Below are 13774 nucleotides of genomic sequence, written 5' to 3'. Positions count from 1 at the left end.
CCATATCAGAACTTGAAGCCTCGGTGCAGGGCAACAATGCCACCGGTCAGGTTGAAATAGCTGACGTTTTCAAAACCGGCGTTCTCCATCATCCCTTTCAGCGTCTCCTGATCGGGGTGCATGCGGATCGATTCCGCCAGATAGCGGTAGCTGTCCGGATCTTTCACCACTAGCTCACCGATTTTTGGCAGCACGTGGAAAGAGTAGGCATCATAAGCTTTGCTCAGCGGCTCCAGCAGCGGTTTGGAGAACTCCAGCACCAGCAGGCGGCCGCCCGGTTTCAGCACGCGGTACATCGAGCGCAGCGCTTTGTCTTTATCGGTAACGTTGCGCAGGCCAAAGGAGATGGTGATGCAATCGAAATAGTTGTCTGGGAACGGCAGGGCTTCGGCATTGGCTTGCACGTAATTGATGTTACCGACGATGCCGAGATCGCGCAGTTTCTCACGCCCCATTTTCAGCATCGAATCGTTGATATCCGCCAGCACCACCTGCCCTTGCTCACCCACCATGCGGGAAAACTTGGCCGCCAGATCGCCGGTTCCACCCGCCAGATCCAGCACGCGCTGCCCACGGCGCACGCCGCTGCAATCAATGGTGAAACGCTTCCAGATACGGTGGATGCCAAACGACATCAGGTCGTTCATCACGTCATACTTTGCGGCTACCGAGTGAAAAACATTGGCCACCATGGCCTGTTTTTCCTCTCTTGCCACGGTGCGAAAACCGAAATCAGTGGTTTCCTGCGTTTGATCTGCCATTGTCCTGCCTGCTATTCAGTCAATTTTGTGTGGTGGAGTGTACCAGAAAACCGGCGAAACACCCCACCTTGCAAAGGCTTTCACCCCTGCGATGCGGAGCGCGGTTCTTCGGTGCTATCGTCGTCTTCTATTTCGGGCAACGCGTCGATCTCGTCATCGGCATCGTCGTCATGTTGGGCGCTGGCCTGCTGCGCCAGCAACGGCTGGATGGGTCGTTTGACCTCAACTCCCAGCGTGCGGAAGCCTTCAATCCGGCCGATAAGATTACCACGGCCTTCGCTCAGTTTACTCATGGCCTGACGATAGCTACCCTGGGCCTTGTCCAGGCTTTGCCCCAGCGCAGACATATCGTCAACGAACAGACGCATCTTGTCATACAACCCGGCAGCACGATCGGCAATGCGCTGGGCGTTCTGGCTCTGGTGCTCGTAACGCCACAGATTGCTGATGGTACGCAGCGCCACCAGCAGCGTGGTGGGGCTCACCAGCATAATGTTGTGTTTCAATGCTTCGCTGATCAGTTCCGGTTCGCGATCTATCGCCAGCAGGAACGCAGGCTCAACCGGGATAAACATCAGCACATAATCCAGCGAGCGCAGACCAGGCAGTTGCTGATAGTCTTTGCGGCCCAACAAGCGAATATGACCACGCAGCGAAGCAAGATGCTCACTCAGCGCCGCTTCGCGCTCAAACTCATCTTCACTATTGAAGTAACGCTCGTAAGCTACCAGCGACATTTTGGCATCAATCACCACATCTTTGCCCTGCGGCAAGCGCACGACCACGTCGGGCTGCATGCGGCTTTGATGATCCAACCGTACGTTGACCTGCGTTTCATATTCATGCCCTTCACGCAGCCCGGAGGCCTCCAGCACCCGGCTCAACACCACTTCCCCCCAGTTGCCTTGGGTTTTGTTGTCGCCTTTCAGCGCTTTGGTCAGGTTAAGAGCTTCCCGCGCCATCTGCGCGTTCAGTTGCTGGAGGTTACGGATTTCGTGCGTCAACGTATGGCGCTCGCGGGCTTCCTGGCCGAAGCTGTCTTGCACCTGGCGGCGGAAACCGTCCAGTTGCTCGCGCAGCGGTAGCAACAGGCGATCCAGGCTTTGCTGGTTCTGCTCATCTACCTTGCGGCCACTGTGTTCAAAAATGCGATTCGCCAGATTTTCGAATTGAGTGGTCAGCCGTTGTTCACTGTTGATCAGCAACCGCTGTTTCTCTTCGGCGGCCATGCGGGTTTCTTCCAGGCGAATGGTGACTTCGCGCAGTTCCGCCTCCTGAGCACTGTTCACTTCGCGCTGCGCCCGCAGTTCCTGATTCAGTTGCTCACATTCATTGCGCCAGTGATTGAGCTGTTGCATCCGCTCCTGCCCGGCAGCCACCTGGCTATGTAACTGACGTAGTTCCAGATCGTTGTGCCGCAGTTGCTGTTCGTGGCGTTGCAGCATCTCCTGGCGGGTAGCGGTTTCCTGCTGCGCCTGTTGCAGGGATTGTTCCAGCAAGCGCAGATCGGTTTCATGCTGGGCGCTGTGCTGTTGCAGGCGCAGGCTGGCGATCAGCCAACCCAGCAGCATGCCGATCGCCACCCCGCCAATACCGTAAACTAAACTGGACTCCACCCTGCCCCCTATAACCTATGACATTACGTTGCCTGCCACGTTAAAGGGAGCCTGTATGGATGTCCAGCGTGTTTTTATTCAGGAAGAGGCGGTGCCTGGTTGCAGCACCGCGCGAGTTAAAGCGGGGCTAAAACAGTTTGAAACGATACTCGGCGATAAACTCAGCCCCCAGAGAGTGCGACGTAAGGTAATCCCCTTGGGACAGTATCGGTGTTTTATTCACGTTCTTATAGGACCAGCCGGGGCCGACCATGGCAAATACCGTCAGATTTTTTAGCTGCGGATGAGAAGGTGCCCAACGGCCGAAAATATTGACCTCGCCGGTACGCACCGTCGCACTCTGGTAGCCGAACTGGCTGTAGATGCCGGTCAACCCTGCGGTGAATTCAGGCGTGATGTTGTATTCGGCAATCGACGCCAGCATGGTTTCGCCATCTCGCATATAGTCTTCACCGGCATACGCCATCGAAGTAAAAGTACCGCGTGAGTTTCGCGCCATATGACGCGGGTAAAACCCAAGCTCGCCGTCGGCCTTCGGTGCCCGCGTGTGAGCAATACCGAGTTTGAAGCTCCAGAGCTTCTCCTGCCATTTGGCGTCAAAGGCGTAGTGGTTGGCATTACGATCGAAATTACGCCTGCTCAACGCCATTTCTTTGTAATCATCCAACGCCTGAGTGGTGTAAATCTGGCTACCCAAGCTGAGGTTGTTATTGGGTTTCAGCGCCACGCGCAGGATCTGGCGGCGCAGATAATTTTGCGATTCACCGTAAGCCAGTTGGCCGTTGAACAGGCTATTTTCATACCCCAGTTCGCCGGTGGCCAGATGGTTAATCTCACGGCCATCGTTGGTTTGCAGGCGCAGGCTGTCTGGCGAGTTGCGCTCCATGGAACGATCAACATAGGCCCCGCGCAGTGATAACCCCTCCCTCGCCACCCCGCCGGACCAGCCCAGATAAGTGGTGGGTGAAAGCCGGGTTGAATTGGAGATCACGCCATAATTACGCAGCGTTTGCCAGCCGAACTGCGCATTCAGCGCCGCATCGCCAACCTCCCCCTTCAGTTTGAGATAGCGCTGGCCGAATTTGCTAAAGCCGGTCGCGTTATCTTTGCTGTTGCCGGGGCCGTTGTTGTACAGCACCCCGCGCGAATTGAAATAGTCACTGGCCCCCAACTTTACCGCACTGTAGTAATCGACGTTCACGCCAAGCGTATCAGCCAGATAACCAGACTGATACCCCAGCGCCACCCCTTGCCCCCAGGCGTTGTGCACCGTGGTCGGGTTGGCGGCGTCTTCTTTGAGGTATTTCCAGTAATTCTTCAGCGATAATTCAGCTTTACTGTCAGTGAAAAAAGGCGAAGAAAATACGCTTTCATCGGCGGCTTGAGCAACCGTTGAAAATAAAGCAATCGTAATTAAACACCATGAAGCAGAGTTTTTCATTATTATTCCCTGGAGTCGGCATAGGAAAGCCCTACCAGGGCATTTAATATTATCACCCTGGCGTTTATTTATTGTTTTATATACCTAAGGAATTAACGGCCTTTATTTAACGCTTCCTTTCCTTTGGCGACATAACTCATATCACCCAATTCGGCGATCGTATATTTCCCGTCTTTATACGTAATCTTGACTACCGCCGCGTTAGCCAGTGGCTTATTCTTATTCGGATTGTCGGTCATATCTGAAACCATCATCAGCATCGATAACCCGGAGGAAACAGCCAACACATTCTTGTCACCTTCCTTCAAAGCATCCTGCACAATGGTATGCAATGCACGCTGCATGCGTGTTTTTACCTGCAAGGCATTTTCTGCTTCCTTCTTCTCATCGCTTTGGCTAATGGCATTCACCATCGAAATAAGATCAAGCTTGCCTTCGCCCGCCTGTTGGAACATTGCTGCCCCAGATGCCATCCCCATCTTCTTGGCAGCGGCGTTCGCCATATCAGGGTTTGGTAGGCCTTCAAAACCACCAAAGAACATTTCGCGTAAATCAGGCAGCTCCGTTACTTTAACGTCTGACTTACCCATTTCCTTAAGGATCACCTGCATGGTTTCACGCTGGCGGCCAGCATCGCTGGTGTAATAACGGTCGAACGGAATATCTTTTAAACCGGCACCAAGATAGCGGGCGGTTTCAAGCCCCGGAGCCGTCAACGGTGAGTCTGACCACCCTTGAACGCGATCATAAGTATTGAGTATGGTTTTCCCATGGCGGGCGAAGTAAATCGTCACGCTATCGTCCGCAGCCGCAAACGCATTGGATGTGGTGGCAAAAGAAAGAGAAAGCAGAGAAGCAAATAACCATGTTTTTATTTTCATCTGATACTCCATGACTCATATAGGTTAATTTAATTAATCATTAGCGGAGTAATCCTAATAATCAGGGTAAAAAAAAACCCAAACCCCTGACATTGATGTCAAGAAAGTTTGGGTTTTGCCTGTTTATTAACAGTAACAATCCACTTGGTTAAAAATTAACATTTTCGAAAAATAAGGGAAGTGAAAAAGTCAAATTAAAGACAAATTCGTGATCGTATTCTCATTCTGCCTGCAATACTTAATAAGTAACCTAAAGTGAACTCATAATAAATACGGGAATATTGTCACGCCCCTGCAACAGCAGGGAACGCTAATATAAGGGATTTATCCCATCCATTGACTGAGCCATTTAATGCCATATACGCCCGGTGCGAGAATACCGAATGCCCAAATCATCGCCGAGGTAATATTGGCAATCTGGAAAGAGGTTTGCGGCATCGCACAAATCCCCCCCACCAGCGGCACCACCGCGCGCAGCGGGCCAAAGAAGCGGCCAAAGAAGATGCCCAGCACGCCCCAGCGTTCAAAAAACGCATGGCCACGCACCAGCAATTGCGGATTACGCGACAGTGGCCACATATGGGCAACGCGATCCTGATAGTGATAACCCACCCAGTAGGAGAGCCAGTCACCAAAAAATGCGCCGGCGGCGGCAGCGGCCCAAATCGGCCAGAAAGCAATACCGCTTTCACCGATCAAAGCCCCCAACGCCAGCAAAATAACCGTGGCGGGCAATAACAGCGACAGAAAGGCCAGTGATTCGCCGAAGGCCAGAAAGAAGATAATCGGAATGGCCCAGCCTTCATGCTGCCGCACGATGTCGCTGACCCAATGGACAATATCATTGAGGCTCAATAGCAGGCTCCTTAAACGAAAAATCCAGCCCCAAGGATACGCAATGCCAGCCCGCCTTGGTTAAACCCTGGCTAAACATGCCGTTTTTACTGTTCCAGATAAAACGCCTGTAACTGCTCACGCTGGCTTTGCCCCAGCCCATATTCGCTTTCCAACCAGCGATCGGCAGTACCATATTGTTCGCGAATGCAGCCCAGCGCCGTCATCAGGAACTCTTCACGCGCACTCAACACATGGGCAAACTGCGCCAACGCGGCCGTATTCAAACGAACGGAGAGTTGTTCCAGCATATGCTCGCGGAAAGCCGCCAGCGTGGTTTCGGTCAGCAGATAGTCTTCAACCACCGTGTCCTCATCCGCCCCCAGCGCCAGCAGTACCAACGCCGAACCGACCCCGGTGCGGTCTTTACCCACCGCACAATGTTGCACAATCGCCCCGGGTTCAGGCGTGATCAGCAACTGTGCCAATTGGCGATAGGCCGCATTGTTAAACGGCAGGCGGCGGTACAGTTCCAACATAAACGCTTGGGCGTTGAACCCGGCCAAGGTTTCGTTGGTGAGCTTTTCCAGGTTGGCATTCACTTCGCTACTGAGCGGGTTCGCCGGGAAATGGTGGTAATCGGCCCCTTGCCACAGCACATCCGGTTTGGCCTGCACTTCATCAGCATCGCGGTAATCAAGCACCGAACGTACCGGTACTCCGGCCAGAAAAGCACAATCGCTTTCACTTAAGCGCTCGAGTGAGCCGGAACGGAACAGCAACCCACGTTTGATGCGGCGGCCATCGGCCACGCTGTTACCGCCGAGATCGCGGAAGTTGATACCACCGTCAAGCGGGGCCAGTGAAGGATGAAGCAGGGTCTGAGCGGTCATAGACATCCTCATAGCGATTATCTTGGGGAAATGTCATCACAAATACCGGCCTGAAAAAACAGCCGGGAGAATGACGCAAGTGGGCTCTACCCTAACAGATTACTGCGGGATGGAAAAACGGGCCGTTGAACGGCCCGAGATTGGCAAGGATTACAGCAGGCGGCGGGCAGCCTCGACCACAATCTGCACGGCCTGGCTTTCAGTTTTCTTCATGGTTTCCGCGTCAGGGATCTCCTGCTGGGTGCGGTTGACGATCACCCCGGCCACCATCCCGGCACGCAGGCCCTGGCTGGCACACATGGTCAGCAGGGTAGCGGATTCCATTTCATAGTTCATCACGCCCATAGATTGCCACTCGGCCATCGAACCTTGGAAACGGCTGACCACCCGGCCGGAATAAGTGTCGTAACGCTCCTGGCCTGGGTAGAAGGTATCGGAAGAAGCGGTGACGCCAATATGGGTGGTAGCGCCACAGGCCTTGGCTGCTGCCACCAGCGCCGTGGTGCAGGCAAAATCGGCCACCGCCGGGAACTCCAGCGGTGCAAAGTGCAGGCTGGCACCGTCGAGGCGCACTGCCGCCGTGGTGACCAGTACATCCCCCACATTAATATTGGCTTGGATCGCACCGGTGGTGCCAATGCGCAAGAAAGTACGAATGCCCAGTTGTGCCAGTTCTTCAACCGCGATCGACGTCGATGGGCCACCGATCCCGGTGGAACAAACGATGATCGCTTTGCCATCCAGCTCTGCACGCCATGAAGTGAATTCGCGATGTGTTGCCAAGTGCACCGGATTTTCCATCAGCTTGGCAATCTTCTCTACGCGCTGCGGATCGCCGGGGACGATGGCGAGCGTTGCTCCCTGCAAGTCGTTTTTAGTGAGGCCGAGATGGAAAACGTCAGATTGAGACATAGAAGACTCCTCTTGGATGCTGTTTATGGGGAGGAACAAATAGGTACTCTACTGAAAATCGTCGGTCATTTTTGTGAATTAATTCACTATTAATTAAGAAACAAAAAATTAAATTACAAATTTTTTGTGAATTAAATCACACAAAAACGACGTATTGGCCCACTGGATAAGTTTAGCTGGCGTAAAAAGACGAGTCCCAACATGGGACTTGAGGTTGATGACAAAGTGGTTTTTTAGCCCGAGATACTCGGGCCTAGCGCACCGAGGGGCGCTCCGGCGGCTTACGCCGCTACGACCCCTGCGGCACGCTCTCCCTAATATCTGGCTTTGTCAGCAGTCTGGTAGTCACAACTTCAAATGGCTAAAAATACCCCACAAGATGCCAATACGCGGTAATCTTGCCTATAGTTAGCCGTTCCCGAGCTTTTCTCTCATTGATTGCATGGAGACCGCATGAAAACCGAACAAGAGATAGTACTAAAGCAGGCTCAGGGGGGATTTGCCCCGGCAGTGGCGCCGTTAGCCACATCGACGATTCTGACCGATGAGCAGGGCATCCATACCGGGGAAACCACTATTCCTTCACAAGGCGACGAACTCCCGGCGTATATCGCCAAACCCGCCGATCACCCAGGGCCGCTCCCGGTGGTGCTGGTGGTGCAGGAGATCTTCGGCGTGCATGAACATATTCAGGATCTGTGCCGCCGCCTGGCGAAACAGGGCTATCTGGCAATTGCCCCGGAGCTCTATTTCCGCCAAGGGGACGCCAGGGATTACAGCGAAATCGGCGATCTTCTGCAAAATCTGGTCAGCAAAGTGCCGGACAATCAGGTGCTGGCGGATCTGGACCATACCGCACACTGGGCAACGCGTCACGGCGGCGATGCCAACAAACTGGCGATCACCGGTTTCTGCTGGGGCGGGCGTATCACCTGGCTGTATGCCGCACATAACCCGCAGTTGAAAGCCGCCGTAGCCTGGTATGGCAAACTGGTGGGGGAGAAAACCCTGAACTCACCGAAGCACCCGGTTGATATCGCGACGCATCTCTCAGCGCCGGTGCTTGGCCTGTATGGCGGCCAAGATGGCAGCATTCCGCTGGAGACGGTGGAAAGCATGCGCCAAGCGATCCGCGCGGCTAACGCCGATGCAGAGATCGTGGTTTACCCCGAGGCGGGCCATGCGTTCCATGCCGATTACCGCCCAAGCTATCACGCCGAAGCCTCTGCCGATGGCTGGCAGCGCATGCTCAGTTGGTTTATCCAGCATGGCGTAGTAGGTGTGAAATAATCGTCAGGGGCAGCCCTTGCCCCTGATTCACTTTCCCTGATACAAACCGCAAAGAGTGTTCCAGATGACGGCGACTTTCAGCATGCCAGCCTGTTGCATACCGGGTATCGAAGCGGTGATCGCCACCTCACGCCACAGTTATCCTAAACATTTTCACGCGCAGTTTGGTATCGGGCTGATAGAGCATGGGGCACAGAAATCGCTCAGTGGGCGCGGGCAGGTAGAAGCCGGGCAAGGCGACATCATCACCGTCAACCCTGGCGAGGTGCATGATGGCCGCCCGATCGGTGAGCAGCCGCGTTCATGGCGTATGCTCTATCTGGAACCTGCCGTGATAGCCGCCGCCAGCGGCGATCTTGCCGCTGGCAACGCACACCACTGCGAGTTTTCATCCCCGGCGCTTACCGATACCAAGGCTGCCGGGAGTTTCCGTATTCTGTTCAATAGTATAACTGGCGCACCACACAACAATCTCCAGCAGGAACAGGTTCTGTTGCTCCTGCTGGCGCGGTTGCTCCACGTCAGTGAGCCCAAGGAAACCACCCCACCCATTCGGCTCGCCAGGGAACGCCTTGACGATGACCCGGCCAGCCCGGTGACTCTGGCCGAACTGGCACAGCTTTGCGGCATAAACCGCTTTCAACTGTTACGCAGTTTCCAGCGCGCCACCGGCATCACGCCACATGCTTACCAGATCCAACGCCGCATCCAGCTGGCACGGCGATTGATTGCAGCAGGCACACCGTTGGCAGAGAGCGCCGCCGCGGCAGGTTTTGCCGATCAAAGCCATATGACCCGGCAATTCAGCCGGGTGCTAGGCGTATCCCCCGGTACCTACGCCAATCATAAACGTCGCCGTTAATCGGCTGCAATTTCGTTCAAGACGCCGCGGGTTATAGAGGCCACAGTAGCGCCACTGACCTCAACCTCATTTCCGGTGAACCATGAACTTTACTTACGCCAGCAGTATCAGATCGGCTTTTCCCACCTTAGTTTCTTGTTGCCTGCTGATTGACAGTGTCGATCAGCAGACGGATGTCAGCCAAGCGGTGGCAGATTTCAACCGCCGGGCCGCAGTCAGATTGCGCGGCGGCACCGAAAGCGACTTGGTGGAGATCCAAGCCTGGCGGCGCGCCTTCGTCAATATGGGGCTTAAACCCACGCAGTACCGCTGTGCGGCGGAATCCCTGCTGCGCCGCTGGCGCAAAGAGGGTTCACTGCCTGCCATTTTCCCATTAATCGATCTGTGCAATGCCCTGTCACTGGCATTTGCCATTCCGATTGCGGTTTTTGATCGGCAAAAAATCAGCGGAGACCTTCAAGTTAGGCTGGCCATAGGCCATGAGATTTACCACACCTTTTCTGGTACCACCGAAAGTCCGGCCCCCGGTGAGGTGATCTTTGCCGACGCCGCCGACCACGCACACGCCCGGCGCTGGACGCATCGGCAAAGCGGTGAGTCGGCGGTTTCGGTAAACACTACGCAGGCCCTGATTGTGATGGAAGCCATGCATGGCACAGCGGCAGAAGATATTGCCGCATTAAGCACGGCATTGATGCAGCAGATCCAAAGCATTTGGCCCGGCAGTACGCTAACACGCTCCGAATAGCAAAAGGGCGCAGCAGCGGCCTTGAGGTTGATGACAAAGTGGTCTTTAAGCCTGGGATACCCGGGCCTAGCGCACCGAGGGGCGCTCCGGCGGCTTACGCCGCTACGACCCCTCCGGCATGCTCTCCCTAATAACCGACTTTGTCAGCAGTCTGAAGAGCGCCGAAGCGCCCTTGGAAAGATGTCTCTAATAAAGCATTGAGGTTACACCTGCTGCTCACGCAGCCGCTGAGCCGCCAGCACCATGTTGGCCAGTGACTGACGGGTTTCCGGCCAGCCACGGGTTTTCAGGCCGCAGTCCGGGTTAACCCACAGACGCTCTGCCGGGATGTTCTGCGCCGCTTTGCGCAGCAGCGCTTCGATCCACTCCACGCTAGGCACGTTCGGCGAATGGATGTCGTACACGCCCGGCCCCATCTCGTTCGGGTATTCGAACTCTTTGAAGGCCTCCAGCAGATCCATATCGGAACGTGAGGTTTCGATAGTGATCACATCCGCATCCAGCGCTGCGATCGAATCCATGATGTCGTTGAACTCGCAGTAACACATGTGGGTGTGGATCTGGGTGTCATCCTGCGCCACTGCGGCGTTCAGTTTAAAGGCATCCACCGCCCAGTTCAGATAGGCAGCCCAATCCGAGCGGCGCAGCGGCAAACCTTCACGCAATGCCGGTTCGTCGATCTGGATGATGCCGATACCGGCTTGCTCCAAATCGGCCACTTCGTCACGCAGTGCCAGTGCGATCTGTTTGGCAATCACTTCACGAGTCACGTCTTCACGCGGGAACGACCAGCAAAGAATGGTCACCGGGCCGGTCAACATGCCTTTTACCGGTTTGCTGGTCAGCGACTGGGCAAACTTGGCCCACTCGACGGTAATCGCCTGCGGGCGGCTGATATCACCGATAATCACCGGCGGTTTCACACAGCGGGAACCGTAGCTCTGCACCCAGCCGTTTTGCGTGAACACAAAGCCGTCGAGGTTTTCGCCGAAATATTCCACCATGTCGTTACGCTCGGCTTCGCCGTGTACCAGCACGTCCAAGCCTAAACGTTCCTGTTCAGCGATCGCCTGCTTGATGTGTTCACCAATGCTGGTGCGGTAATTTTTACCGTCCAGGCGGCCCTGTTTGAAATCGAGACGCAGGCCGCGGATCTCGGTGGTTTGTGGGAAGGAGCCGATGGTGGTGGTCGGCCAGGCTGGCAGATTGAAACGATCGCGCTGGGCCTGAGCACGCTGCTGATATGGGCGCTGGCGCTCACTATCTTTGGCGGTGATGGCGGCAAGGCGCTGTTCCACCTGCGCATTATGCACGCGGCTGGACTGGCGGCGGGCGCGGATCGGCGCGCTGTAAGCGTCCAGTTCCGCCTGCTTGTCGGCCCCTGGTGCATTCAAAGCTCCACTCAGCAACGCCAGTTCCGCACATTTCTGCAAAGCAAAGGCAAACCAGCTTTTCACCTCTTCATCCAGACGAGTTTCCACGCTGAGATCGATCGGGCTGTGCAGCAGCGAACAAGAACTGGCAATCCACAGCGGGCGGCTGTTGACCAGTGGTTGCAGGCGGGTAAACCAGTTGCTCAGATCGGCACGCCACACGTTGCGGCCATTGATCACTCCCAGCGACAGCAGCCACTCTTTTGGCAGTGCGTTGTGCAGTGCGGCAATATCATCATGACCTGCCACCAGATCCACATGCAGCCCTTGCACCGGCAAAGCACGAATGGTGTCGAGGTTGTGGCCCACACTGTCAAAATAGGTGGTCAGCAGCAGCTTAACCTGACCTTGCAGCGCCGCGTAAGCCGGTTTAAAGGCGTCCAGCCAGACCTGCGGCAATTCCAGCACCAACGCGGGTTCGTCGATCTGCACCCACTCAATACCGCGTTTGGCCAGTTCCGCCAGCACTTGCTGATACACCGGCAGAATATCGTTCAGCAGCGACAGGCGATCGAACGCTTCGCCTTTCACTTTGCCCAGCCACAGATAGGTTACCGGCCCCAGCAGCACCGGTTTGACCTGGTGGCCCAGCGCCAGCGCTTCGTCAACTTCCTCCAGCAGTTGGGTCCAGCTCAGTGTGAACTGCTGGCCTTGAGTAAACTCAGGCACCATGTAGTGATAGTTGGTGTTAAACCATTTGGTCATTTCTGCCGCTGCCGCCGGTTCACCGGTCGGTGCGCGGCCACGGCCGATGCGGAACAGCGTATCCAAGTCGATGGAACCCTCTTTATTCTGGTGACGTGCCGGGACGTTGCCCAGCAGCAGGCTGGTGGTCAGCACGTGATCGTACCAGGCGAAATCGCCAACCGGCACCAAATCCACCCCGGCTTGCTGTTGTTGTTGCCAGTGGCGAGCCCGCAGCTCGCGGCCAACCGCCAGCAGTTCTTCCTGCGTTGAATTGCCTGCCCAGTAACTTTCTTGCGCTTTTTTCAGTTCACGACGCAGACCAACGCGTGGAAAACCCAGAGTGTGATTCAGAATTGTCATCGTCATATTTCCCATTTAGCCGTCCAGATGTTTACACATCTATAATCCGCAGGTACTGTATCAACCACAAGCGCAATATATTCACTGTCACTGTGAAGGACTCTCATGATCGAACTGAAACACCTAAGGACGCTGCAGGCATTGCGTAATACCGGCTCGCTGGCCGCCGCCGCCGCGCAACTTCATCAGACACAATCTGCGCTTTCGCATCAGTTCAGCGATTTGGAACAGCGTCTGGGCTTTAAGCTGTTCGTTCGTAAAAGCCAGCCGCTGCGCTTTAGCGCACAGGGCGAGATCCTGTTGCAGTTGGCAGAACGAGTGTTGCCGCAGATCCAGCAGGCGCTACAGGCGTGCCACGAACCGCATCAGGCCACGCTGCGCATTGCCATCGAGTGCCACAGTTGCATCCAGTGGCTCACTCCGGCGCTGGACAACTTCCACCAGAGCTGGCCGCAGGTGGTGATGGATTTCAAATCCGGTGTCACTTTCGATCCGCAACCGGCCTTGCAGCAAGGTGAACTGGATGTGGTGCTCACTTCCGATATCCTGCCGCGCAGCGGGCTGCACTATTCGCCAATGTTCGATTTTGAAGTGCGGCTGGTGCTGGCGCCCGATCATCCGCTGGCCAACAAACCGCACATTGAGCCGGAAGATTTGTGCGATGAAACGCTGATGATTTACCCGGTGCAGCGCCAGCGGCTGGATATCTGGCGGCATTTTCTGCAACCGGCAGGCGTCAGCCCAACGTTGAAGAGTGTGGATAACACGCTGTTACTGATTCAGATGGTGTCGGCCAGGATGGGGATCGCCGCGTTGCCGCACTGGGTGGTGGAAAGTTTTGAACGCCAGGGCCTGGTGGTAACCAAAACCCTGGGCGATGGCCTGTGGAGCCGGTTGTATGCCGCCGTGCGCGACGGCGAACAGCGCCAGGCGGTGATCGAAGCCTTTATCCGCTCCGCCCGCCAACACGCCTGCGATCATCTGCCGTTTGTGCGCGATGCCGCGCGCCCCGGTGCTGGCTTTGCCAATATCAAACCGCCAGCACCACAGGTTTAA

The 13774-nt window shown here is 55.5% G+C and carries 12 protein-coding genes; 4 read left to right on the top strand and 8 right to left on the bottom strand.

Annotation, left to right across the window (positions count from 1 at the left end):
- Nucleotides 1-5: 5 nt before the first annotated feature.
- The 7 genes from ubiE to udp form a co-directional block, all read right to left on the bottom strand.
- Entirely contained in the window at nt 6-761 is a 756-nt protein-coding gene (gene ubiE / locus ACX1CU_RS01490; RefSeq protein ID WP_459400900.1) for a bifunctional demethylmenaquinone methyltransferase/2-methoxy-6-polyprenyl-1,4-benzoquinol methylase UbiE, read from the bottom strand.
- Nucleotides 762-841: 80 nt separating this feature from the next.
- Complete coding sequence (gene rmuC, locus ACX1CU_RS01485; protein ID WP_459400899.1) at nt 842-2377, bottom strand: DNA recombination protein RmuC; 1536 nt, start codon at nt 2375-2377, stop codon at nt 842-844.
- Between the two features lie 127 nt (nt 2378-2504).
- Nucleotides 2505-3818 (bottom strand): OprD family outer membrane porin, encoded by a 1314-nt coding sequence (locus tag ACX1CU_RS01480; RefSeq protein ID WP_459400898.1) that lies wholly within the window; start codon nt 3816-3818, stop codon nt 2505-2507.
- Between the two features lie 92 nt (nt 3819-3910).
- On the bottom strand, nt 3911-4693 hold the full coding sequence (locus tag ACX1CU_RS01475) for a histidine phosphatase family protein (protein ID WP_459402697.1): 783 nt from the start codon (nt 4691-4693) through the stop codon (nt 3911-3913).
- 330 nt (nt 4694-5023) lie between these two features.
- Nucleotides 5024-5554, bottom strand: coding sequence for a DedA family protein (locus ACX1CU_RS01470; RefSeq protein WP_459400897.1), 531 nt, complete (start codon nt 5552-5554; stop codon nt 5024-5026).
- Between the two features lie 86 nt (nt 5555-5640).
- Nucleotides 5641-6426 (bottom strand): tyrosine-protein phosphatase, encoded by a 786-nt coding sequence (locus ACX1CU_RS01465; RefSeq protein ID WP_459400896.1) that lies wholly within the window; start codon nt 6424-6426, stop codon nt 5641-5643.
- A gap of 150 nt (nt 6427-6576) precedes the next feature.
- On the bottom strand, nt 6577-7338 hold the full coding sequence (gene udp, locus ACX1CU_RS01460; RefSeq protein ID WP_459400895.1) for a uridine phosphorylase: 762 nt from the start codon (nt 7336-7338) through the stop codon (nt 6577-6579).
- Nucleotides 7339-7791: 453 nt separating this feature from the next.
- Here udp and ACX1CU_RS01455 point away from each other — a divergent pair, with 453 nt between their 5' ends.
- The 3 genes from ACX1CU_RS01455 (at nt 7792) to ACX1CU_RS01445 (ending at nt 10238) form a co-directional block, all read left to right on the top strand.
- A complete protein-coding gene (locus tag ACX1CU_RS01455) occupies nt 7792-8628 on the top strand; it encodes a dienelactone hydrolase family protein (RefSeq protein WP_459400894.1) in 837 nt (278 codons plus the stop codon).
- Between the two features lie 64 nt (nt 8629-8692).
- Nucleotides 8693-9490 (top strand): AraC family transcriptional regulator, encoded by a 798-nt coding sequence (locus tag ACX1CU_RS01450; RefSeq protein WP_459400893.1) that lies wholly within the window; start codon nt 8693-8695, stop codon nt 9488-9490.
- An 82-nt stretch (nt 9491-9572) separates the two neighbouring features.
- The gene (locus ACX1CU_RS01445; protein ID WP_459400892.1) at nt 9573-10238 is read left to right on the top strand and encodes a B3/B4 domain-containing protein; all 666 of its coding nucleotides are present in this window, start codon (nt 9573-9575) and stop codon (nt 10236-10238) included.
- A 203-nt stretch (nt 10239-10441) separates the two neighbouring features.
- On the opposite strand, the gene metE is transcribed toward ACX1CU_RS01445, so the two are convergent.
- Nucleotides 10442-12718 (bottom strand): 5-methyltetrahydropteroyltriglutamate--homocysteine S-methyltransferase, encoded by a 2277-nt coding sequence (gene metE, locus ACX1CU_RS01440; protein WP_459400891.1) that lies wholly within the window; start codon nt 12716-12718, stop codon nt 10442-10444.
- A gap of 105 nt (nt 12719-12823) precedes the next feature.
- On the opposite strand from metE, the gene metR reads away from it, so the two are divergent.
- The gene (metR, locus tag ACX1CU_RS01435) at nt 12824-13774 is read left to right on the top strand and encodes an HTH-type transcriptional regulator MetR (protein ID WP_459400890.1); all 951 of its coding nucleotides are present in this window, start codon (nt 12824-12826) and stop codon (nt 13772-13774) included.

Source organism: Serratia sp. D1N4, from assembly GCF_054552755.1.
Note: the sequence above shows the minus strand (reverse complement) of the source record. Positions and strands in the feature narration are given on the sequence as shown.